The sequence below is a fragment of the Variovorax sp. 10N412 genome (assembly GCF_056394985.1).
Genome location: NZ_JBFTIO010000022.1, coordinates 70,024 through 92,095 on the forward strand (window position 1 = coordinate 70,024; position 22,072 = coordinate 92,095).

Sequence of the window (22,072 nt, forward strand, 5' to 3'; positions counted from 1 at the left end):
CTGGGGCGGCGGCCTGCTGCAAGCTGCAGGCCCGTGCAATTTTCCTTACAAATCAATACCTTGGCGCTACAGCCAAGCCAGGCCGACAAGTCGTGCGTCTTAATTCCATCAAGCTCTCGGGCTTCAAGTCGTTCGCCGAACCCACCAACTTCCTGCTACCGGGCCAACTGGTCGGCGTGGTCGGGCCCAACGGTTGCGGCAAGTCGAACATCATGGATGCGGTGCGCTGGGTGCTTGGCGAGTCGCGCGCGTCGGAGCTGCGCGGCGAGTCGATGCAGGACGTGATCTTCAACGGCACGACCACCCGCAAGCAGGCCAGCCGTTCGAGCGTGGAGTTGGTGTTCGACAACGCCGACCACCGCGCCGGCGGCCAGTGGAACCAGTTCAGCGAAATCGCGGTGCGCCGCGTGCTCACGCGCGACGGCACGAGCAGCTACTACATCAACAACCAGCCGGTGCGCCGGCGCGACGTGCAGGACGTGTTCCTGGGCACCGGCCTCGGGCCGCGGGCCTACGCCATCATCGGCCAAGGCACGATCAGCCGGATCATCGAGTCCAAGCCCGAGGAACTGCGCCTGTTCCTCGAGGAAGCCGCGGGCGTCTCCAAGTACAAGGAGCGCCGCCGCGAAACCGAGAACCGCCTGGGCGACACGCGCGAGAACCTCGTGCGGGTCGAAGACATTCTTCGCGAACTGAACGCGAACCTCGAGAAGCTCGAGAAGCAGGCCGAGGTGGCCGCGCGCTACAACACGCTGCAGGGCGATGCCACGAAGAAGCAGCACCAGCTGTGGTTCCTGAAGCGCAGCGAAAGCGATGCCGACCAGGCCAAGATCAAGACCGATTCAGAGAAGGCCATCAACGACCTCGAGTCGCGCACGGCCGATCTGCGCCGCATCGAGGCCGAACTCGAAACCGTGCGCCAGGCCCACTACGGCGCGGGCGACAGCGTCAATCAGGCACAGGGCAAGCTCTACGAGGCCAGCGCCGAAGTCGGCCGGCTCGAGGGCGAGATCCGCTTCGTGGTCGAGGGGCGCCAGCGCGTCGAGCAGCGCCTGGTGCAGTTGCGCGAGCAGATGGGCCAATGGGGCCGCCGCCGCGACGAGGCCGAAGCCGAGATCGAGACACTCGCCGGTGCCGGCGTGGACGCCGAAGAGCAGGCGATCCTGCTGGCCGCGCAGCTCGAAGAGCACGACGCGCGCCTGCCCGAGCTCGAAGAAGCCGTGCAGCGTGCCCAGGACCAGGCCAACAGCCAGCGCACGACCGTGTCGCAGGTGCAGCAGCAGATCCAGGTGCTGGCCGCCGACCAGCGCAACATCGAGGAACAAAGCCGCCAGCTCACGCAGCGCAGCGAACGCCTGCGCGCCGACCAGAACGCCCTGGCCGCGCCCGACGAGGCCCGCCTGCTCGACATGCAGGAGCAGCACGCCGCCGCGCAGGAGGCCGCCAGCGAAGCCGACGGACGCCTGCAGGAGCTGCAGGAAACCGTGCCGCAGCTCGACGACGACCGCCGCACGAAGCAGCAGGCCGTCAACACCGAAGGCGCCCGCCATGCCGAGTTCTCGGCCCGCCTGGAAGCGCTGCGCGCACTGCAGGAAAAGGTCAAGACCGACGGCAAGCTGGCGCCCTGGCTCGCCAAGCACGGCCTCGAAGGCCTGCAGGGCCTGTGGAGCCGCATCCACATCGAGCTGGGCTGGGAGAACGCGCTCGAATCCGCGCTGCGCGAGCGCCTGGGCGCGCTCGAAGTCAGCCGCCTGGAGATGGTGCGCGCCTTCGGCAACGATGCGCCGCCCGCCAAGCTCGCGTTCTACAGCCCGCCGGCTGCCGGTGCACCGCAGGGCCCGGCCACGCTGCCGCGGCTGTCGAGCCTGCTGCGGCTGAACGACGCTGGCCAGCAGGCGCTGCTGACCGACTGGCTCCACGGCTGCTTCACGGCCGCGAGCTTCGAGGAAGCGCTGGCCCAGCGCGCCACGCTGCAGCCCGGCGAGGTCATCTATGTGCAGAGCGGCCATGCCGTGTCCGCGCACAGCGTCAACTTCTACGCGCCCGATTCGGAGCAGGCCGGCCTGCTGGCCCGCCAGCAGGAAATGGAAAACCTGGAGCGCCAGCTGCGCGCCCAGACGCTCATCAACGAAGAGGCGCGCACTGCGCTGGTCCGCGCCGAAGCCGCCTACGGCGACGCCGCCTCGCGCCTGGTGACCGCGCGGCGCGAAGCCGCCGAAACCCAGTCGCGCGCGCACGAGCTGCAGGTCGAGACGTTGCGCATGACGCAGCTTGCCGAGCAGACCCGCGCGCGCAGCGCACAGCTGGCCAACGACCTCGGCGAGGTCGACGCGCAGCTCGAGGAACTGCAGGAACGGCGCATTGCCGCCGAAGGCCGTTTCGAAGAACTCGACATGCAGCTGGCCGACAGCCAGGAGCGCCATGCCGAGCTGGACGAGCGCGTCATCGAGGCCGGCCGCGCGCTGAACGCCAGCCGCGAGCAGCACCGCAGCCTGGAACGCCAGGCGCAGGAAGCAACCTTCTCGCAGCGGACGCTCGAAGCGCGCCGCGGGGAGCTCAACCGCTCCATCGAAACCGCGGCGCAGCAGGTGGTGTCGCTCACCGACGAAGACGAGCGCGCCCGCGCCGAGCTCGGCCGGCTGTCCGACGCCGCCGCGCAAGCCGGCCTGCAGGACGCGCTGTCGCTCAAGCTCGAACGCGAAACCGCGCTGGGTGCCGCGCGCAGCCAGTACGACGACCTCACGCTCAAGCTGCGCGCCAGCGACGAGCGCCGCCTGCAGCTCGAACGCGAACTCGACCCGCTGCGCCAGCGCATCACCGAGTTCCAGCTCAAGGAACAGGCCGCGCGCCTGGGTGTCGAGCAGTACCAGCAACTGCTGGACGATGCCGGCGCCGACCTCGAGGCCGTCGCGCTTTCCATCGAAACCGACAAGGTCCGCCTGACCGGCCTGCAAGGCGAAATCGATCGCCTCAACCGCGAAGTGGTCGCGCTCGGCGCGGTGAACCTGGCCGCGCTCGACGAACTGGCCATTGCCAGCGAGCGCAAGACTTTCCTGGACGCGCAGTCGGCCGACCTGAACGAAGCCATCGGCACGCTCGAAGACGCCATCCGCAAGATCGACGCCGAAACGCGCGACCTGCTCGGCGGCACCTTCAAGATCGTCAACGAGCACTTCAGCCGGATGTTCCCCGAGCTGTTCGGCGGCGGCAATGCGCGCCTCGTGATGACGGGCGACGAAATCCTCGATGCCGGGGTGCAGGTGCTCGCGCAGCCGCCCGGCAAGAAGAACCAGACCATCCACCTGCTCTCGGGCGGCGAGAAGGCGCTCACGGCCATTGCGCTGGTGTTCGCGATCTTCCAGCTCAACCCGGCGCCTTTCTGCCTGCTCGACGAAGTGGACGCGCCGCTGGACGACGCGAACACCGAGCGCTATGCCAAACTCGTGACAGCCATGAGCCGCGAAACCCAGTTCCTCTTCATCAGCCACAACAAGATCGCCATGGAAATGGCCGAACAACTGATCGGGGTCACGATGCAGGAGCAGGGCGTGTCACGCATCGTGGCGGTCGACATGGAGTCGGCGGTCTCGATGGTCGACGCCGCCTGAGCAGAGCGGCAACCATGAGCAATCTCACTCTCGCCCTGGCCATCCTCGGCGGTCTCGTTCTCGCGGCCGTCGTGGCCTACAACACCCTGATGTCGCGCCGCAATGCGCCGCGCCAGCCCGATGCGGTCGACATCGCGCTGGACGAGGCCGAGCGGGCCGCGTCTGCCTCGGCCGGCGGCATCGAGCCGATGCTGCACGCCGACCCCAGCCAGGTGGCGGGCAGCGACCGCCACGAGCCCTTGTTCGACCCCGACCTGCCCGCGCCCAGCGGCGTGCCCGTGCCCAGCGGCGAGCGCCGCGGCGGGCTGGACCCGCTGATCGACGTGATCGCGCCGGTGTCGCTCGAAGGCCTGGCCTCGGGCGACGCCGCCATCGCCGCCATGCCGCCGACGCGGCGCGCGGGCAGCAAGCCGGTGGCCATCGAAGGCCTGAACGAACACAACGGCCAGTGGGAGCCGCCCGTGGCCGGGCAGCGCTACAGCGCCTTCCAGGTCGGCGTGCAACTGGCCAACCGCACCGGCGCGCTCAACGAGATCGAGTACTCCGAGTTCGTGGTCAAGGCGCAGGCCTTTGCCGACGCCGTCAACGGCGCGCCCGAATTTCCCGAGATGCTCGACGAAGTGGCGCGGGCCCGCGAGCTCGACCAGTTCGCCAGCGCGCACGACGCGCAGCTGGGTTTCGTGCTGCGTGCGCTGCATGCGGCCTGGAGCCCCGGCTATGTGCAGCAGAACGCGGCGCGCCTGGGCTTCGTGGCCGGCATCATCCCGGGGCGCATGGTGCTGCCGACCGGCGAGGCCGGCCTGCCGCCCGTGCTCGGCCTGGCGTTCGACACGCAGGCCGCGCTGGCCGACGACCCGGCCCAGTCGGCCATCCGCGAACTCAGCCTGAGCCTGGACGTGCCGCAGGTCGACCGCGGCGAGGAGCCGTTTCGCCGCATGCGCGAAGCCGCCGCCACGCTCGCGCGCGAGATGGACGGCGTCGTGACCGACAGCGACGGACAGCTGCTGCGGGACGAGACCATGGACGTGATCGGCAACGACCTCGAGCAGCTCTACGACACGCTCGACGCGCGCGACCTGGCGGCGGGATCGCCGCTGGCGCGCCGACTCTTCAGCTAACTCCGACTTTCGGGAGACACCCCATGACGACGCGCGACGAAGCGGCACGCGAAGCCGCCGCACTGAGCGAACAGCTTCACCGGCACGGCCATCTCTACTACGTGCTGGACGCGCCCGAGCTGCCGGACGCCGCGTACGACAAGCTGTTCCAGCGGCTGCAGGCGCTCGAAACCGAGTTCCCCGACCTGCGCACGCCCGATTCGCCGACGCAGCGCGTGGGCGGCAAGGTGCTCGACGGCTTCACCAAGGTGCGCCACAGGGTGCCGATGCTGTCGATCCGCACGGAGACCGATATCACGCCCGGCGGCGCGAGCGCCTTCGATGCGCGTGTGCGCAAGGAGCTGGGCCTGGCCGAGGACGGGCCGCAGGTGTCGTACGTGTGCGAGCTGAAGTTCGACGGGCTGGCCATGAACCTGCGCTACGAGAACGGCGTGCTGGTGCAGGCCGCCACGCGCGGTGACGGCGAGGTGGGCGAAGAGGTCACGCAGAACATCCGCACCGTGCGCGAGATCCCGCTGCGCCTGAACGGCAAGGCGCCGCCCGTGGTCGAGGTGCGCGGCGAGGTCTACATGAAACGCGCCGATTTCGATGCGCTCAACGAACGCCAGCGCGAGAAGATCGCGGCCGGGCAGAAGAACGAGAAGGTGTTCGTCAATCCGCGCAATGCGGCGGCGGGCGCTGTTCGCCAGCTCGACCCGGCCATCGCCGCGGAAAGGCCCTTGAGCTTCTTCGCCTACGGCCTCGGCGAGGTCACCCCCGCGGCCGAGGGCGGGCCCGACCATCCGACGCAGTTCGACTGGCTCAAGCAGTTCGGTGCATGGGGCTTTCCCGTCGCCACGCAGACCGCACGTGCGACTGGAGCTATTGAATTGATAGCATTCCACGAAAACATCGGCCGCCAGCGCGATGCCTTGCCCTACGACATCGACGGCGTGGTCTACAAGGTCGACAGCATCGAGCTGCAGCGGCAACTGGGCTTTGTTTCGCGCGAGCCGCGCTGGGCCGTGGCCCACAAGTACCCCGCGCAAGAGCAGCTGACCGAGGTGCTGGGCATCGAGATCCAGGTCGGGCGCACCGGCAAGCTCACGCCGGTGGCCAAGCTCGCGCCGGTGTTCGTCGGCGGCGTGACCGTGACCAATGCCACGCTGCACAACGAGGACGAGGCACGCCGCAAGGACGTGCGCGTGGGCGACACCGTCATCGTGCGGCGGGCCGGCGACGTGATTCCCGAAGTGGTCGGCGTCGTGCCCGAGAGCCTGGCCAAACCCGACGGCGAGCGCGGCGCGCAGTTCACCATGCCGCACCGGTGCCCCGTATGCGATTCGGAGGCCGTGCGCGAGGAGGGCGAGGTCGATTACCGCTGCACAGGTGGACTGTTCTGCGCGGCGCAGCGCAAGGAAGCGATCCTGCATTTCGCGGCGCGGCGCGCGGTCGATGTCGACGGGCTCGGCGACAAGCTCGTCGAGCAGCTGGTCGATGCCAACCTGATCCGCACCTTGCCCGACCTGTACAAGCTGGGCTTCACCACATTGGCCGGGCTGGAGCGCATGGCGGACAAGTCGGCGAAGAACCTGGTCGACGCCCTCGAAGCGTCGAAGAAGACCACGTTGCCGCGCTTTCTGTTCGGCTTGGGCATCCGCCACGTGGGCGAAACGACCGCGAAGGATCTGGCCAAGCACTTCGGCAAGCTGGACGCGATCATGGACGCCACCGAAGCGCAGTTGCTCGAAGTGAACGACGTGGGGCCGGTGGTGGCGCAGAGCCTGCGCACCTTCTTCGACCAGCCGCACAACCGCGAGGTGGTCGAGCAGTTGCGCGCCTGCGGCCTGACCTGGGAAGAGGGCGAGCCTGCGGTCCGCGCGCCCAAGCCCTTGGCGGGCCTGACCTTCGTCATCACCGGTACCCTTCCTACGCTGAGCCGCGACGAGGCGAAGGATAAGTTGGAAGCGGCCGGTGCAAAGGTGTCCGGTTCCGTCAGCAAGAAAACCCATTACCTCGTGGCCGGTGAAGAGGCCGGGAGCAAGCTGGACAAGGCCAGGGACAACGGGGTCGAGGTCATCGACGAGGCGCGTATGCTGGAGATTCTTGCCAACGGATTGCCAGCGGCAGCGCCCGAAGGATGAGGCAGCGGCAGGCCCTCTTTACCGGCCGTTACGCCGCTTCATCGCAGCGCAGTCAACAGGGTCTACAACCTGACGTTGAAAGATAACTGAAGGCCACAAGGAGAGTTCCTCATGAAAAAAATCCGAGTTCTTGGTGCCAGCGTTGCACTTGGCGGCGTCGCGCTGCTGAGCGGTTGCGTGGGGGTTCCCGGCGATCCGTACTACGGTGGCGGCTACAACGCGGGCTATGGCGGCGGTTACTCGTCGGGTCCCTACTACAGCGAGCCTGCGCCCGTGGTGGTTGCCCCCGCGCCGGTCTATATCAATGGAGGCGGCTACTACGAGCGTGATCGCCGTCCTTATTACGACGGTGGGCGCCAGTACTACGGCCGGCCCGGCTATCCGGCAGCGCGACCCGGCTATCCGCAAGGTGGACGTCCGAACTACCAGGGCGCGCGGCCTGGCAACTACCCGCAACCCGGTGCTGGCGGCGGAGGTCGGCCCCCCGCCGTGGCATTCCCGCAGCAGCGCCAGGCGCCGCTCGCGGGCAGCGTGATGCGCCCGCCACCGGGCGTGCCGGCCCGTGAGGGCCCGTCGCTCGCCGACAAACCCTGAGTCGTCGTTGGGTGAGGGCCGGTGGCGATAATTCCGCCATGGCCATTCACGACATCCTGAAAATGGGCGATCCCCGGCTGCTGCGCATTGCGCAGCCGGTCACCGCCTTCGATACCGACGAACTGCACCTGCTGGTGCGAGACATGTTCGAGACCATGCATGCGGTCAACGGCGCCGGCCTTGCGGCGCCGCAGATCGGAGTCGACCTGCAACTCGTGATCTTCGGCACCGACGTCGTCAACCCCCGCTATCCCGATGCGCCGCCGGTGCCCCGCACCGTGCTGCTGAACCCCGTCATCACCGCGCTGGACGACGAGGAGGAAGAGGGCTGGGAAGGGTGTCTTTCGGTGCCGGGCCTGCGCGGCGTGGTGCCTCGCTTCGCCAACATCCGATATACCGGGTTCGATCCGTACGGCGACCCGATCGAGCGCATTGCCACGGGCTTCCATGCGCGCGTGGTGCAGCATGAAGTCGACCATCTGCTGGGCAAGCTGTACCCGATGCGGGTGCGCGATTTCTCGCGCTTCGGCTACACCGAGGTCCTGTTTCCAGGCCTCGATGCGGCCGACGACGACTGACGCTGCTCAGTTGTACTTGCTGCTGAGGGCGAAGCGGCCGCCGCCCATGAACGCCAGGGCCAGCGCCGCGAACAGGAACATGCCTTGCAGTTCCAGCGCCCAGCCGCCTTGCTTGCCGAGTGCGGTCAGGTCCTTCATGTGGACCAGCGCGAACGCCACCAGCATGTTGATGGCCACGATCCAGGCGGCCGGCCGCGTGTAGAGACCGATGATCAGCAGCACGGGCGCCACGATCTCGCCGATGTAGACCAGGTAGGCCAGCGCGCCCGGCAGCCCATGCTGTGCCAGCATGCCGGAGATGAAGCCGACGCCGCCCTGCAGCTTGGCGATGCCATGCAGCAGGATCAGCACGCCTAGAGAAACGCGCAGGATGAACTTGCCGGTGTCGTCGGATTTGACCATTTGAGTAGGTTCCAGTGAGAGTGTTGAGAGGGCCGTATGGTAGTGAACATCCGGCACTTCCAGTCAGCCTCTTGCCGCGCATATGCATCCAACCCCGAGTTCTTTGGCAGAGTCCGGTGTCGGCCCGTACACTGCCTTTCGCTTACTGTTGAGGAGAACACACCAATGAACAATCGATTCCGCCCGGCATGGCTCGCAGCCGCCTGCGTCCTCGCGCTGGCCGCTGCCGCACCGGCCTTCGCAGGCAAGACGCTCGACGCCGTCAAGCAGCGCGGCACCGTCAAGTGCGGCGTGACCAACGGCGTGGCGGGCTTCTCCGCACCGGACACGCAGGGCAACTGGTCGGGCCTCGACGTCGACACCTGCCGCGCCATCGCGGCGGCCGTGCTCGGCGATGCGAAGAAGGTCGACTTCGTGCCGCTCAATTCGCAGCAGCGCTTCTCGGCCCTGCAGGCCGGCGAAATCGACATCCTCGCGCGCAACACCACCTGGACGCTCACGCGCGATGCGTCGCTGGGCTTCAACTTCACCACCATCATCTACTACGACGGCCAGGGCTTCCTGGTGCCGAAGAAGCTCAAGGTGACGAGTGCCAAGCAGCTGAAGAACGCGACCATCTGCACGCAATCGGGCACCACCAACGAGAAGAACGTTTCCGACTACTTTCGCGGCCTGAACATCCCGGTCAAGACCGTCGTGTTCGAGAGCTTCGAGGCCTCGTTCAAGGCCTTCTTCTCGGGCCGCTGCCAGGCCTTCACGACCGACGCCTCGGCGCTGGCCGGCCTGCGCAACAAGGAAGCGCCCAACCCCGACGACTACCTCATCCTGCCCGAGCTGATCTCCAAGGAGCCGCTCGCACCGCTGGTGCGCCGCGGCGACGACGAGTGGTTCGCCATTGCCAAGTGGGTGCCCAACGCATTGATCGAGGCCGAGGAATTCGGCGTCACGCAGGCCAACGCCGACGAGCTCAAGGCCAACAGCAAGGACCCCGCGCAGCAACGCCTGGTCGGCACCGGTGAAGACCTGGGCAAGCTGCTGGGCCTGGACAAGGACTGGTCGTTCCGCGCCATCAAGGCCGTGGGCAACTACGGCGAGATGTTCGAGCGCAACGTCGGACCGAAGTCGGTGCTGAAGCTGCCGCGCGGCTCCAACAACCTGTGGAGCAAGGGCGGCCTCATCTACGCACCCCCGGTTCGATGAGTCCTGAGGCCTCGCGCCGCGGCGCCTGGCTGGCCTGGGTCGTCCAGGCGCTGCTGGTGCTGGCCGTCGTGGCCGGCGCGGCGTGGGTGGTCCACCATGCGCTCGAGGTGCTTCGCGCGCGCGGGGTTCGCTCCGGCTTCGACTTTCTGACCGAGCCTGCGGGCTTTTCCATCAGCGAGGGCTGGCTCGACTTCGATGCGGGCCAGCCGTCCTGGCGCGCCTTCCTGGCGGGCCTGATCAACACCGTGCGCGCGGCGGTGCCCGCAGCCATTTTCTCGGTTGTGCTCGGCACGCTGATCGGCATCGGCCGGCTGGCGCCGCATGTGCTGCTGCGCGGCATCTGCACCGCGTATGTCGAGCTGCTGCGCAACGTGCCGCTGCTGGTGCAGCTGCTGATGCTGGCCTTCGCCATGGCCAACCTGCTGCCCGACCCGACCGAGCCCGTTCGGCTGCTGCCGGGCGTATGGCTCAGCAAGGGCGGCCTCGCCGTGCCCTGGCCGGTGGCGGGCGAGGGCGGCTGGTGGCCCACGCATTTCGAATGGCCCGAGCGCGGCGACTTCGGCGTGAGCGGCGGCGCGGCGCTGAGCCCGGAGTACGTGACCATCGTTGCCGGCCTGAGCTTCTATTCGGCCGCGTTCGTGGCGGAGATCGTGCGCGCGGGCATCCTGTCGGTGTCGCAGGGGCAGGTGCTGGCGGGGCAGGCGCTGGGGCTGTCGTCGGGGCAGCAGTTGCGCATCGTCGTGCTGCCGCAGGCGCTGCGGGTGATCGTGCCGTCGCTCACCAACCAGTTGCTCAGCCTGACCAAGAATTCGTCGCTGGCGGTGGCCGTGGGCTATCCGGAGCTGGTGTCGGTGGCCAACACCACCATCGGCTCCAACGGCCGTGCCTTCGAGTGCATCGCCATCATCATGGCCGTCTACCTGATGCTGTCGCTGCTGATTTCCTTCGGCATGAACCGCTACAACGCGCGCGTCGCCTTGCGAGGCTGGCAATGAGGAACGTCGCGCAAGGGCCGATCGCATGGCGCAGCGAACTGTGGGGTTCGCCGCTGCGTGCGCTGGCCACGGTGCTGCTGCTGGCGGTGCTGGCGTGGGTCGGCTTTCATGTCATTGAATGGGGTGTGGTGCACGCCGTGTTCCGGCCCGACGCCGAGGCCTGCCGCGCGGTGCAGCACGGCGCCTGCTGGGGCGTGGTGGCGGAGAAGTGGCGCCCGATGCTGTTCGGACGCTTTCCCTACGAAGAGCAATGGCGTCCGGCCATCGCGGTGGTCGTGCTGTCGGCGGTGACGGTGCTGAGCGCCTGGCCCCGCAGCTGGCGCTGGTGGCTGCTGCCGCTGTGGGTTGTCGCGCTGCTGCTGTTCGTGGGGCTGATGCGTGGCGGCGTGCTCGGCCTGGCCCCTGTGCCCACCAGTCGCTGGGGTGGCCTGCCGCTGACCATCGGGCTGGCGGTGGTCGGGCTGGCGCTGGCGTTTCCGCTGGCTTTGCTGCTGGCGCTGGGGCGCCGTTCGGGCTGGCCGGTGGTGCGCACCTTGAGCGCGAGCTACATCGAGCTGGTGCGCGGCGTGCCGCTGATCTCGGTGCTGTTCATGGCGTCGTTCCTGCTCCCGCTGCTGTGGCCCGCCGGCTGGCAGCCCGATGTGCTGGTGCGCGTGCTGGCCGGACTCACGCTGTTCGTGGCGGCCTACCTCGCCGAGATCATCCGCGGCGGGCTGCAGGCCGTGCCGCGCGGGCAGACCGACGTGGCGATGGCGCTGGGCTTCGGGCGCTGGCCGGTGCAGCGCGACATCGTGCTGCCGCAGGCGCTGCGCCTCGTGGTACCCGCACTGACCAACAGCGTGGTCGGCACGCTGAAGGACACCTCGCTCGTGACCGTGGTCGGCTTGTTCGAGCTGACCGGCGCGTTGGGCCTGGCGCTGGGCGGCGACCCCACATGGCGGCCGTTCTACCTCGAGGGCTACCTCTTCGTCGCGGCGGTGTACTGGGTGCTGTGCTTCGGCCTCTCGCGCTACAGCGTGTGGCTCGAAAGGCGGCTGTCGGCCGCGCCCTGAGCCGGGCGGCCCCAAAAGCCTGTTGTACACTCCGGGCCTTCATGACGAGCCACAACTCCAACCCCGCGTCCGCCGCAGCCTCCATGGCTCGCATGATGCCGCCTGCCTCCGTGCAGGCGATGGTTGTTGCTCGAATGATTACCACCATTACCTCCGCGGTCACCTGACACGCGCAGGTGGCCGTTCCGGCAGCCACCTGGTGTATCGCTCTCCCCCCGAACGAATGAACCCAGCTCTGGCAGCTGGGTTTTGTTTTTTCGTCTGGAGATGTCCATGTACCGCGATCCTGTTGAATCCCTCGAGCCTCTGCCCGGCAGCCTGAAAACCGATCGGGCGGCCACCCGTGCCCTGCGCGTGGGGATGATCGGCATCGGCACCGTGGGCTCGGGCACGTTTCGCGTGCTGGCGCGCAACCGGGCCGACATCGCGGCCCGCGCCGGCCGGCCGATCGAACTGGTGATCGTCGCGGCGCGCGACCTGGCGCGGGCGACGGGCATCGTGGGCGACCGCGTGGCGCTGACGGCCGACCCGATGCAGGTCGCCACGCACCCCGATGTCGACGTCGTCGTGGAAGTGGCCGGCGGCACCGGTGCCGCACGCGACTGGGTGCTGGCCGCCATTGCGCAAGGCAAGCACGTGGTCACGGCCAACAAGGCGCTGCTGGCTGTCCACGGCACGGAAATATTCGCTGCCGCGCGCGAGCACGGCGTGGTCGTGGCCTACGAAGGCGCCGTGGCGGTGAGCATCCCCATCATCAAGGCGCTGCGCGAAGGACTGGCCGCCAACCGCATCGAGTGGGTGGCCGGCATCATCAACGGCACCACCAACTTCATTCTCAGTAAGATGCGCGACGAAGGCCTGGACTTCGCCGCCGCGCTCTCCCAGGCACAGGCGCTGGGCTACGCCGAAGCCGACCCCAGCTTCGACATTGAAGGCATCGACGCCGCCCACAAGCTGACCCTGCTCGCCGCCAATGCCTTCGGCATGCCGCTGCGCTTCGATGACGCACAGGTGGAAGGCATCACGTCCCTGCAGGGCGCGGACGTGGCCTGCGCCGAGCAACTCGGCTACCGCATCAAGCTGCTGGGCGTGGCGCGCCGGCAGGCGAATGGCGTGGAGCTGCGCGTGCAGCCTGCACTGGTGCCGGCCGAGCACCTGATGGCGCATGTGAACGGCTCGATGAACGCCGTCATGGTCAAGAGCGATGCGGCAGGCCTCACGATGTACTACGGCGCGGGCGCAGGCTCGGAGCAGACCGCCTCCGCCGTGATCGCCGACCTGGTCGACGTGGCGCGGCTCGACGGCGTTCACGCCACGCAGCACGTGCCGCACCTCGGCGTGCATGCCCATGCGACGAACGCGCTGGCGGTGCTTCCCCGCGCCGCTGTGCACACCGCGCACTACCTGCGCGTGCCGGTCACGGCTGTCGGCCAGATCCAGGCCGTCACGGCCTGCCTCGCGGAGCAGCGCGTGCCGGTGCGGCAGGTCGCAGTGGCCGCCGAGAAACCGGGCGTGGGCCCGCAGGTGCTGGTGCTGACCGGCCGCGTGGCGCAGGGCACGCTCGACCTGGCGGTGCATGCGCTGCAGGCACGGACCGAAGTGGCCGGCCCGGTGGTGACGCTGCGCGTGGAGGCGCTGGAAGGCTGAGCCCGCTTCAGGCCGCCCGAGGCTGCAGCCCCAGCGCGACCGCATCGCGCTGCGGCGCACGGGTGGCCAGGCTCACCACCACGACCACGGCGGCGTTGATCGCCATCGCGATCAGGCCGGCCTCCCACTGCGGCGCCGCCGTCGCCCAGAACTTCGCCGCGAACGGCGCCAGCAAGGCGACGAAGCCCGCCACCAACCCGGCCAGCACGCCGATGGCGCTGGTGCGTTTCCACAGGAATCCGAGGAACACGCCGGGCGCCAGCATGCCGATGGCCGAATAGGCGTCGAGCAGGATCTTCACCAGCGAACCCTTCTGGCTGATCGACAGCCACACCGCGATTGCCGCGAACACCACCAGCGAGCCGCGCGAAAACGCCAGCGACCCGCGCTCGCCCAGCCCGGGCCGGAACGGCTGCACCACGTTGCGCGTGAAGATCGAGCCCGCCGTCAGCAGCAGCAGCGAGCCTGGCGCCAGCGCCAGCAGAAAGCCCGTGCCCGCAAGCAGCCCGACCGTCCAGGCCGGGTAACGGTCCGACACGAACTGCAGCAGGGCAGCGTTCAGGTTGCCGCCCGGCGGCAGGGTGTTCGCCAGCAGTGCCGCGAAGCCCAGCAGGATGATGAAGAAATAGGCCAGCGAATACAGCGGCTGCCAGATCGCGTTGCGACGGATGGCGGTAGCGCTGTGCGCCGTGTACGACATCTGGAACAGGTGTGGAAAGACCCAGTTGCCCAGCGCGATGTTGATGGCCGAGGTCATGAGCCAGATCGCCGTGGTGGGCGAGGTGGCGTCCAGCCCCGGAAACTTGCCGATGCCCGGGTGCTTGCTTTCCGCCATCGAGAACAGGTCCATCAGCGAGGCCGCGCCGACCTTGCTGGCCACCGTCACGCTCAGCAGCACCACGACGACCACCATCAGGATGTCCTTCACGCCGGCCGCGAAGGCGGCGGAGCGCACACCGGCCGTGAACACGAAGGCGATCATCAGCACGCCGGCACCGATGGTCGCGGCTTCGCTGGAGATGCTGTTGCCCAGCGTGAGCTGCACGATCAGCCCGAGGCTCACCAGCTGGATCTGCACGTACACCACCAGCGACGCGATGCCGACCATGCCGGTCAGCACGCCGAGCCAGGGCGCGTCGTAGCGCGCGGCGAAGAAGTCCGACTGCGTGAGCAACCCGCGCAGCCGTCCTGCGCGCCAGATCTTCGGCATCAGCCAGTAGCCGACCGCATAGCTCATCGAGACCGAGCAGAACGCCAGGTAGGCGGGCGCGCCCAGCGCCCATGCATACCCCGAGATGCCGAGTACCGCGAAGGTGGTGTAGACCTCGCCGGCGTTCATGAACCAGAACACCAGCGTGCCGAGGCTGCGGCCCCCGACGGCCCAGTCGGCGAAGCTCTTGCCGTGACCCGTGCGGCGGCCGTAGGCCACGGCGCCCGCCACGGTGGCCAGCAGGATGGCAAGGACGATCACGAGCTTCATGGCGCACCGTCCTTGCCAGCATCTTCGGCCTTCAGGCTCTTTTCCAGAAAGTCGGCCTCTTCGGCTTCGACGCCTGCCCGCGCGTCGAGCCGGAAGACGAGGGCGATCACCACGCTCGTGAGCACGATGCCCGCCATCTGCCAGAACATCGGAAAGGGCATGCCGAAGGGCCGGGCTGCGATGTCGTTCACCGCCGGGGCCAGGCAGGCCTGCCAGACAAAAGGGAAGACCAGCAGCCATCGGTGGCCCAGGCGGGGTGGCTGCATGCTGCGCGCGGGAGGGGTGTCGACCATCTCTCTGCTCCTGTAAAGTGATACTGCACAAAACTGGCTGGAGTGTGCAATCGGGTTGTCAAAAAACGCAAGCAGGGTTTCAGCTATTTCCAGGTAAATAGATATGCACCACCTTTGATCGAATGCACCGTTGACGTGCAGTCTCACAGCACATACCATCGCCAATCAATGAAGCCACACTGCACAACTGATGGAGCGCCCGAATGATCGGTGAGCGACTGAAGGAGCTTCGGACCGCACGGGGCCTGTCCTTGCGCGAACTCGCGACTCAGGCCGGTGTGTCGGCCACGCTGCTCAGCCAGATCGAGCGCGCCATCACCGACCCCAGCCTCGAGACCATGCGGCGCCTGGCCGGCGTGTTCGGCGAGTCGGTCTCCTCGCTGTTCTCCGAAACCGCCCCGGCGTCGGTGTGGATCAGCCGCCCCGGCGAACGCTCGCTGCTCACCGCGCCCAAGGGGCAGGTCGGCTACGAGCGCCTCACGGCCGGCAATGGCCAGCTCGAAGTGTTGCGCGCCGTGCTGCAGCCCGGCCAGGTATCGGCCGACGAACCGCGCGGCCACGCATCGACCGAGTGCGTGTACGTGGTCGCGGGCGCGCTGGTGGCGCAAATCGCGGGCGTCGACTACCCGGTGCTGGCGGGCGAGAGCATCTCGTTCGACTCGCGCCTGCCGCACCGCTACCTGAACCAGTCGAAGGCGCCGACCGAAATCATCCTGTCGGTCACGCCGCCCAACCCTTGAACACCTGAGCACCTGAACATGCGAGGCCCACGATGACCCCCGACCCCAGTTTCACGCTCCACGACCTGCGCGTTGAAGTGGTCGCGCCGGAAGGCGCCCGCATCTACTGCGGCGCCAAGGTCGGCGACCATTTCGAATTGCGCGGCGAGATGCTGCACCTGCCCGAGGGGCAGGGCTTCTCGATCTATTCGCTGGGCGCCTTGCTGCCGCTGCTGGCCGCCAAGCAGCGGCCCACCGACGCGAACGACTGGATGAGCACCGACGCCGAGGTGGCCTGCCCCGACCCGAACTGCCCCTCGCGTTTTCGCATCACGCGCATGGGGCTGCGCACCTTTCGCCACGCCGACACCACGGCGGTTGTCCATCCATCGAACGAGTCCTCATGAACCCCTCGCAGCCTTCGAAGAATTCGCAACACCGCATCGAACTTGCGCCCGGCTATGAAATTTCACGCCTGCTGAAGGGGGGCTGGCAGCTGGCCGGCGGCCACGGCGACGTGGACCGCACGCGTGCCATCGCCGACATGGCGGCGTACTACGACGCCGGCATCACCACCTTCGATTGCGCCGACATCTACACCGGCGTGGAAGAAATGATCGGCGAGTTTCGCGCCGACCACGTCCAGCGCCATGGCCGTGACAGCCTCTCGCAGCTGCGCGTGCATACCAAGTTCGTGCCCGACCTGGCCCTCCTGCCGAGCATCGACAAGCGCCAGGTCGAGCAGATCATCGACCGCTCGCTGAAGCGCCTGCGCATGGAGCGGCTCGACCTCGTGCAGTTCCACTGGTGGGACTACGCCGTGCCGCGCTATCTCGAGGTGGCGCACTGGCTGGTGGAACTGCAGCGCGCCGGCAAGATCGACCGCCTGGGGGGCACCAACTTCGACACCGCGCACGCGCGCGAGATGGCCGATGCGGGCGTGCCGCTGTTCAGCATGCAGGTGCAGTATTCGCTGCTCGACCAGCGGCCCGCGCCGCTGATGGCGCCGTACGGAATGCAGTCAGGAATGAAGCTGCTGTGCTACGGCAGCGTGGCCGGCGGCTTCCTGTCGGAGCGCTGGCTGGGCGTCGGCGATCCGGGGCAGTCGTTCGAGAACCGCTCGTTGGTCAAGTACAAGCTCATCATCGACGACTTCGGCGGCTGGGACCTGTTCCAGCAGTTGCTGGGGCAACTGAAGCAGATCGCGCTGCGGCATGGCGTGTCGATCTCGACCGTGGCGATGCGCTGGGTGCTGCAGCAAGAGGCCGTGGCGGCCGTGATCGTCGGTGTGCGGCGCGGCGACCACTTGGCGGATCACCTGAAGGTGCTCGACCTTCAGCTGGATGCGGCCGATCTCGCGTCGCTCGATGCGGTGCTCTCGCAGCGCAGCGCGCCGAGTGGCGATGTCTACGCCGTCGAGCGCGACCTCGAAGGCCGCCATGGCCGCATCATGAAGTACGACCTGAACGACAAGCCGCACTGAGTTCGGCGTAGCCGGTGAGCGGGTCGTGCGTGCGCGCGAACTGCCAGTCGGGCAGCACGGCGACAAGGATTTCGGCCGTGGTGCGTACCACGCACCCGGGCGCCGCATGCCCGCCGAAGACCCGGCCCTCGCTGTCCGACACGCTCATGTGAATGTGCGAGCCGTCGGGCGACAGGCTGCCCGCCAGCGTGAGGATTTCCAGGTCGCCCTCGATGCGTGCCGGCGTCTCGGCACCCGCGAAGCGCACGCTGGCCCCGCGCAGGCTGCCGATGCCCGAGACGACGAACGCGGCCTGCGCACCGGCTTGCTTCAAGGCCGCATCGAGCGACGCCCGCAGGTCGTCACCCGGGTTCAGCCGCAGCACCAGCGTGTGCATGGCATCAAGACCCCGAGAGCGCCCCGTCCACCACCTGCTGCGCCTCTTCGAGGATGCGTGCCAGGTGCTCCGTGCCCTTGAAGCTCTCGCCGTAGATCTTGTAGATGTTCTCCGTGCCCGAAGGCCGCGCCGCGAACCAGCCGTTCTCGGTGACCACCTTCACGCCGCCGATGGCCGCGCCGTTGCCCGGTGCACGGCTCAGCACGTTCACGATCTTGTCGCCCGCCAGTTCGGTGGAGCGGATCTGTTCCGGCGACAGGCTCGACAGCCGCTTCTTCTGCTCGACGGTGGCCGCCGCGTCCACGCGGTCGGACACCGGCTGGCCCAGCGCCTTCGTCAGCTCCGCGTAGCGCTCGCCCGGGTCGCGCCCGGTGCGCGCGGCGATCTCGGCCGAGAGCAGGGCGGGCACCATGCCGTCCTTGTCGGTGGTCCACACCGTGCCGTCGTGGCGCAGGAAGGTCGCGCCGGCACTCTCTTCGCCGCCGAAGGCCAGCGAGGCATCGACCAGACCGTCGACGAACCACTTGAAGCCCACCGGCACCTCGTACAGCCTGCGCGCCAGCCGCGCGGTGACGCGGTCGATCATCTGGCTGCTCACCACCGTCTTGCCCACGGCCGCATGGGCGGGCCATTGCGGGCGGTGCGTGTAGAGGTAGTCGATCATCACGGCGAGGTAGCTGTTGGGCTGCATCAGCCCCGTGCTGCCCGCCACGATGCCGTGGCGGTCGTGGTCGGTGTCGCAGGCGAAGGCGATGCCGAAGCGGTCTTTCAGGGCAATCAGCTTGTGCATGGCGTCGGGCGACGAGGGGTCCATGCGGATGCGGCCGTCCCAGTCGAGCGACATGAAGCGGAAGGTCGGGTCGACCTCCTGGCTCAGCACGCTGAGCCGCGACAGCTTGTAGCGTGCCGCGATCGCCGGCCAGTAGTGCACGCCGGCACCGCCCAGCGGGTCGACGCCCAGGTCGATGTCCACGCCGCGGATCGCGTCCATGTCCAGCACCTGCGCCAGGTCCTCGACGTAGGTGTTCAGGTAGTCGTGCCGGTGCGTGGTCGAGGCGCGCAGGGCCTGCGCGAGCGGCATGCGCTTCACGCCCTCGAGGTTGTTGGCCAGCATCCTGTTGGCCGCCGCTTCGACGGCCGAGGTGATGTCGGTGCCCGCCGGGCCGCCGTTGGGCGGGTTGTACTTGAAGCCGCCGCTCTCGGGGGGGTTGTGCGAAGGCGTGATGACGATGCCGTCGGCCAGGCCGCGCGAGCCCGGTGCGCGGCCTCGGTTGTAGACCAGGATCGCGTGCGACACGGCCGGCGTGGGCGTGTATTCGTCGTCCTTCGAGATCATCAGCTCGACCCCGTTGGCCGCGAGCACCTCCACCGCGCTGTTGAAGGCCGGCGTGGACAGCGCATGCGTGTCGATGCCCAGGAACAGCGGGCCGTCGATGCCTTTGTGCTTGCGGTAGTCGCAGATGGCCTGGCTGATGGCCAGCACGTGCCATTCGTTGAAGGCGTCGTCGAACGAAGAGCCGCGGTGCCCCGAGGTGCCGAAGGCCACGCGCTGGCTGGCCACGGACGGGTCGGGCCGCCCGGTGTAGTAGGCAGAGATCAGTCGCGGCACGTTGACCAGCAGGTCGAGCGGGGCGGGCTGTCCCGCGAGTGGGTTGGTGGCTTGGCTCATGTCGATGGAAAGTCGAAGTTGATCAGGTCGCCGATGCGTTCGATGGTGATGTCGGCGGGGGCGTAGGCGGCAATGGCCTGCGTGTCCAGCGCATAGTGCCCTTGCCGCACGAAGACCGTCGTCAGACGCGGCCCCCAGATGGCCTTCATGGCCGACAGGATGCGCAGCTTGTCGTCGATCATGACGTAGTGCTTCGCCGGGTGGCACTGCTCGATGGCGTCGAGCATCTGCTCCTTGTGCACGTAGATCAGCACGCGGCCCTCGGTGGCGTCCCACAGGCCCGAGCGCTGCACCTTGCGCGGCTGGAACACCACGTCGCCGTCGGACAGGATCACCGTGGGCCCATGGCGGCGCAGGTGCTTCAGGGCCTCCAGCGCGCCGGGGTAGAGCCGCTCGGCGAAGGGGTAGTCGATGAGAAAGCTCGACATCAGCAGCAGCCGGGAGTCGCTCATGCCGTGGCGGCTTTCCTCGGCGCGGTAGCGCTGCAGGGCGCCCAGGTAGTCGACGTAGCCCAGTTCGCTGCGCAACTGCTCGAAGGCCGTCCAGTAGCGGTTGGCGCTGTCGGCGCCGAAGGCGTCCTCGAGGTGCTTGCGAAGGTCGGCAATGACCCGGTCGTTGTCGAGCAGGGTGTTGTCGACGTCGATCAGGAAAACAGTGGGGGCAGGCTGCTGCTGTGTCATGGAAGGGGCGGCCGGTGGGCCTGGGTGCGGGCGTCGGTTTCAGCATACGCCTCGAACGCGAGACCGGCCTGCGGCAGCGTGAATTAGTTGATGCTTTGCCCGGGCGCGGGCGTAACCTGTGCCGCGGGGCCGTCGCCGGGTCCCCTAAGCTCTCGCCCAGTTTCAAGGAGCAAGAACACATGCGCATGACGATGAATGGTCCAGGCCGGGTCCGGCTTGCACTGAGGGCCGTGGCCCTGGCGATGGGAACGGGCTTGCTGCTCGCAGGCTGCCAGGCACCCCCGAAGGACCGGCCGCTCACCTCCGAGGTGCCCGAGCCGCCGAGCTTCGCCGCGCCGCCCGAGGCCTGCCGGGCCGCTGCCGCGCGTTTCGGGCTGGGCCTGCGTGCGACCCCGCAGCTGCTGGAAGAAATGCGCCAGCGCGCGGGCGCCACGCTGGCGCGCGTCGTGCTGGCCGCGGACACCGACTATCCGGCGCCGGACATCACGCGGCTCAGCGTGCAGATCGAGTCCACCGGCCGGGTGGTGGGTGCGTTCTGTGGCTAGCCCGGCTGGCGGCGGCCGCGGGATGCATGCACGAGTGTTGTGCGCACACTGCGCGTGTAACATTTCTGGGTGCCTGACCGCAGAATGCCCCGAATTGGGAGAACAATAGTCCGCGACTTTCCGGAGCCACAGTCTTTTGTCGAACACCCAACCTCCCGTCTCATTGCCTTCGTACTACGACGGTTCGGCACGCCTTCCGCCGGATGAGGTGCTGCGCCCGCTGATGGCCGATTGGGCCCGGGCAGGCAAGCGCCTGGCGGCCGTCTGCTACATCGACGTCGACCGCTTTGCCGAGCTGAACGACCGCCTGGGCATGGTGGCGGGCAATGCCGCGCTCGAAGAGGTGGCCCGCCGCGTGCAGGCGCAGTTGCCCCGCGAGAGCGTGATGGCCCGGGTAGGCGGCGACGAATTCGCGGCCGTGTTCGCCGGCCTGGGCACCTCGCAATGCGCGCAGGTGCTCGAACGCATCCAGACCGCGCTGGCCGAGCCCTGGGCCTGGCGCGACCAGCCCGCCAGCATCGACGCCAGCATCGGCGCCATGATGCTCGACAGCAACGGCCCGCCGCCCGAAACCGCCCTGCGCCAGGCACAGCACGCGGCCTTCTTCGCCAAGCGCGCGGCCGACGGCAAGGTGCACTATTTCGACGCCCCGCAGGCGCGCGCCGACGAGCAGATCGTGCGCGAACGCCAGCGCATCCAGGAAGGGCTGCTGCAGGGCGAGTTCTTCCTGGTCTACCAGCCCAAGGTCGACATGCAGCGCGGCGTGGTGGTCGGCGTGGAGGCACTGATCCGCTGGCAGCACCCCGAGCGCGGCCTGCTGCCACCCGTGCAGTTCGTGCCGCTCATCGAGGACGATGCGCTGGTCGAGCAGGTGGGCGACTGGGCCATTGCCACCGCGCTCTGGCAGGCGCACCAGTGGCGCCTGGCGGGCCTGCAGATTTCGGTGAGCGTGAACGTCGCGCCGCGCCACATGATGCGCTGGGACTTCGTCGACCGGCTGGCGCGCCACCTGGCGCAGTTTCCGAAGCTGGGCGCCGGCATGCTCGAGCTGGAAATCCTCGAGACCACCGCCATCAGCCAGTTCGCGAACGTCGCCCTGTTCGTGGAGGCCTGCAAGGCGCTGGGCGTGGGCGTCACCATCGACGACTTCGGCACCGGCTATTCGTCGCTGACCTACCTGCGCCAGTTGCCGGTGTCTGCCGTGAAGATCGACCAGTCCTTCGTGCGCGGCATGGCCGAGAACGAACAGGACCGCGCCATCGTGCAGGGCATCCTGGCGCTGCTGAATGCGCTCGGCCTCACGGCGGTGGCCGAGGGCGTGGAAACCGCGAAGCTGGGCGAAGTGCTGCTCGCCATGGGCTGCACGCTGGCCCAGGGCTACGGCATTGCCAGGCCAATGGCCGCCAAGGACATCGTGCAATGGGTGGCGCAGTACGAGCAGGCGCCCCTGTGGGGCACCGACGCGCCGACCGGCACGATCGTGCTGCCCGCTGTGGCCCCCAGCTGACAG

At 68.3% G+C, this 22,072-nt stretch carries 20 protein-coding genes; 14 read left to right on the forward strand and 6 right to left on the reverse strand.

The features are described from left to right. The first annotated feature begins 92 nt into the window (after positions 1-92). The 5 genes from smc to def all read left to right on the forward strand — a co-directional run bounded on the left by smc (position 93) and on the right by def (position 8,021). Positions 93-3,608 (forward strand): chromosome segregation protein SMC, encoded by a 3,516-nt coding sequence (smc, locus tag AC1DJH_RS30655; RefSeq protein ID WP_478188286.1) that lies wholly within the window; start codon positions 93-95, stop codon positions 3,606-3,608. Between the two features lie 14 nt (positions 3,609-3,622). After that, entirely contained in the window at positions 3,623-4,726 is a 1,104-nt protein-coding gene (locus AC1DJH_RS30660; protein ID WP_478188287.1) for a cell division protein ZipA C-terminal FtsZ-binding domain-containing protein, read from the forward strand. A gap of 23 nt (positions 4,727-4,749) precedes the next feature. Continuing rightward, entirely contained in the window at positions 4,750-6,849 is a 2,100-nt protein-coding gene (gene ligA / locus AC1DJH_RS30665) for an NAD-dependent DNA ligase LigA (protein ID WP_478188288.1), read from the forward strand. A 111-nt stretch (positions 6,850-6,960) separates the two neighbouring features. Then, positions 6,961-7,443, forward strand: coding sequence for a hypothetical protein (locus tag AC1DJH_RS30670; protein WP_472112390.1), 483 nt, complete (start codon positions 6,961-6,963; stop codon positions 7,441-7,443). 38 nt (positions 7,444-7,481) lie between these two features. Further along, positions 7,482-8,021 carry a peptide deformylase gene (gene def / locus AC1DJH_RS30675; RefSeq protein WP_478188289.1) on the forward strand — a complete coding sequence of 180 codons (540 nt, stop codon included), beginning with the start codon at positions 7,482-7,484 and terminating at the stop codon, positions 8,019-8,021. Between the two features lie 6 nt (positions 8,022-8,027). On the opposite strand, the gene AC1DJH_RS30680 is transcribed toward def, so the two are convergent. Further along, positions 8,028-8,423, reverse strand: a complete 396-nt coding sequence (locus AC1DJH_RS30680) for a DoxX family protein (RefSeq protein ID WP_472112384.1) — start codon at positions 8,421-8,423, stop codon at positions 8,028-8,030. 165 nt (positions 8,424-8,588) lie between these two features. On the opposite strand from AC1DJH_RS30680, the gene AC1DJH_RS30685 reads away from it, so the two are divergent. From AC1DJH_RS30685 to AC1DJH_RS30700, 4 genes are all read left to right on the forward strand, one after another. Beyond that, on the forward strand, positions 8,589-9,623 hold the full coding sequence (locus AC1DJH_RS30685; protein ID WP_478188290.1) for an amino acid ABC transporter substrate-binding protein: 1,035 nt from the start codon (positions 8,589-8,591) through the stop codon (positions 9,621-9,623). Continuing rightward, positions 9,620-10,618, forward strand: a complete 999-nt coding sequence (locus tag AC1DJH_RS30690; protein WP_478188291.1) for an amino acid ABC transporter permease — start codon at positions 9,620-9,622, stop codon at positions 10,616-10,618. Before AC1DJH_RS30685 ends, AC1DJH_RS30690 begins: the two co-directional genes overlap by 4 nt. Then, positions 10,615-11,670 (forward strand): amino acid ABC transporter permease, encoded by a 1,056-nt coding sequence (locus AC1DJH_RS30695; RefSeq protein WP_435493048.1) that lies wholly within the window; start codon positions 10,615-10,617, stop codon positions 11,668-11,670. Before AC1DJH_RS30690 ends, AC1DJH_RS30695 begins: the two co-directional genes overlap by 4 nt. Before the next feature lie 273 nt (positions 11,671-11,943). Next, the gene (locus AC1DJH_RS30700; protein WP_478188292.1) at positions 11,944-13,317 is read left to right on the forward strand and encodes a homoserine dehydrogenase; all 1,374 of its coding nucleotides are present in this window, start codon (positions 11,944-11,946) and stop codon (positions 13,315-13,317) included. 7 nt (positions 13,318-13,324) lie between these two features. On the opposite strand, the gene AC1DJH_RS30705 is transcribed toward AC1DJH_RS30700, so the two are convergent. Both AC1DJH_RS30705 and AC1DJH_RS30710 read right to left on the reverse strand, forming a co-directional pair. Then, entirely contained in the window at positions 13,325-14,797 is a 1,473-nt protein-coding gene (locus AC1DJH_RS30705) for a sodium:solute symporter family protein (protein WP_478188293.1), read from the reverse strand. Continuing rightward, positions 14,794-15,090 (reverse strand): DUF3311 domain-containing protein, encoded by a 297-nt coding sequence (locus tag AC1DJH_RS30710; RefSeq protein WP_478188294.1) that lies wholly within the window; start codon positions 15,088-15,090, stop codon positions 14,794-14,796. Before AC1DJH_RS30710 ends, AC1DJH_RS30705 begins: the two co-directional genes overlap by 4 nt. Positions 15,091-15,293: 203 nt before the next feature. Here AC1DJH_RS30710 and AC1DJH_RS30715 point away from each other — a divergent pair, with 203 nt between their 5' ends. The 3 genes from AC1DJH_RS30715 to AC1DJH_RS30725 are packed head-to-tail and all read left to right on the forward strand — an operon-like array spanning position 15,294 to position 17,292. After that, a complete protein-coding gene (locus AC1DJH_RS30715) occupies positions 15,294-15,830 on the forward strand; it encodes a helix-turn-helix domain-containing protein (RefSeq protein WP_472112372.1) in 537 nt (178 codons plus the stop codon). A 32-nt stretch (positions 15,831-15,862) separates the two neighbouring features. After that, positions 15,863-16,216 (forward strand): TIGR04076 family protein, encoded by a 354-nt coding sequence (locus tag AC1DJH_RS30720; RefSeq protein ID WP_478188295.1) that lies wholly within the window; start codon positions 15,863-15,865, stop codon positions 16,214-16,216. Next, a complete protein-coding gene (locus tag AC1DJH_RS30725) occupies positions 16,213-17,292 on the forward strand; it encodes an aldo/keto reductase (protein WP_478188296.1) in 1,080 nt (359 codons plus the stop codon). Before AC1DJH_RS30720 ends, AC1DJH_RS30725 begins: the two co-directional genes overlap by 4 nt. Here AC1DJH_RS30725 and AC1DJH_RS30730 read toward each other — a convergent pair. Genes AC1DJH_RS30730 through AC1DJH_RS30740 form a run of 3 tightly spaced genes read right to left on the reverse strand, consistent with a single transcriptional unit; the run spans position 17,258 to position 20,017 of the window. Next, positions 17,258-17,668 carry a PPC domain-containing DNA-binding protein gene (locus AC1DJH_RS30730; protein ID WP_478188297.1) on the reverse strand — a complete coding sequence of 137 codons (411 nt, stop codon included), beginning with the start codon at positions 17,666-17,668 and terminating at the stop codon, positions 17,258-17,260. The two genes, AC1DJH_RS30725 and AC1DJH_RS30730, sit on opposite strands and share 35 nt — an antisense overlap. Before the next feature lie 4 nt (positions 17,669-17,672). Beyond that, complete coding sequence (gene pgm / locus AC1DJH_RS30735) at positions 17,673-19,337, reverse strand: phosphoglucomutase (alpha-D-glucose-1,6-bisphosphate-dependent) (RefSeq protein ID WP_478188298.1); 1,665 nt, start codon at positions 19,335-19,337, stop codon at positions 17,673-17,675. After that, positions 19,334-20,017, reverse strand: coding sequence for an HAD family hydrolase (locus AC1DJH_RS30740; RefSeq protein ID WP_478188299.1), 684 nt, complete (start codon positions 20,015-20,017; stop codon positions 19,334-19,336). The genes pgm and AC1DJH_RS30740 overlap by 4 nt, the downstream gene beginning before the upstream one ends. Positions 20,018-20,202: 185 nt before the next feature. On the opposite strand from AC1DJH_RS30740, the gene AC1DJH_RS30745 reads away from it, so the two are divergent. Both AC1DJH_RS30745 and AC1DJH_RS30750 read left to right on the forward strand, forming a co-directional pair. After that, positions 20,203-20,562, forward strand: coding sequence for a hypothetical protein (locus tag AC1DJH_RS30745; RefSeq protein WP_478188300.1), 360 nt, complete (start codon positions 20,203-20,205; stop codon positions 20,560-20,562). A gap of 163 nt (positions 20,563-20,725) precedes the next feature. Next, positions 20,726-22,069 carry a putative bifunctional diguanylate cyclase/phosphodiesterase gene (locus AC1DJH_RS30750; RefSeq protein ID WP_478188301.1) on the forward strand — a complete coding sequence of 448 codons (1,344 nt, stop codon included), beginning with the start codon at positions 20,726-20,728 and terminating at the stop codon, positions 22,067-22,069. Positions 22,070-22,072: the final 3 nt, after the last annotated feature.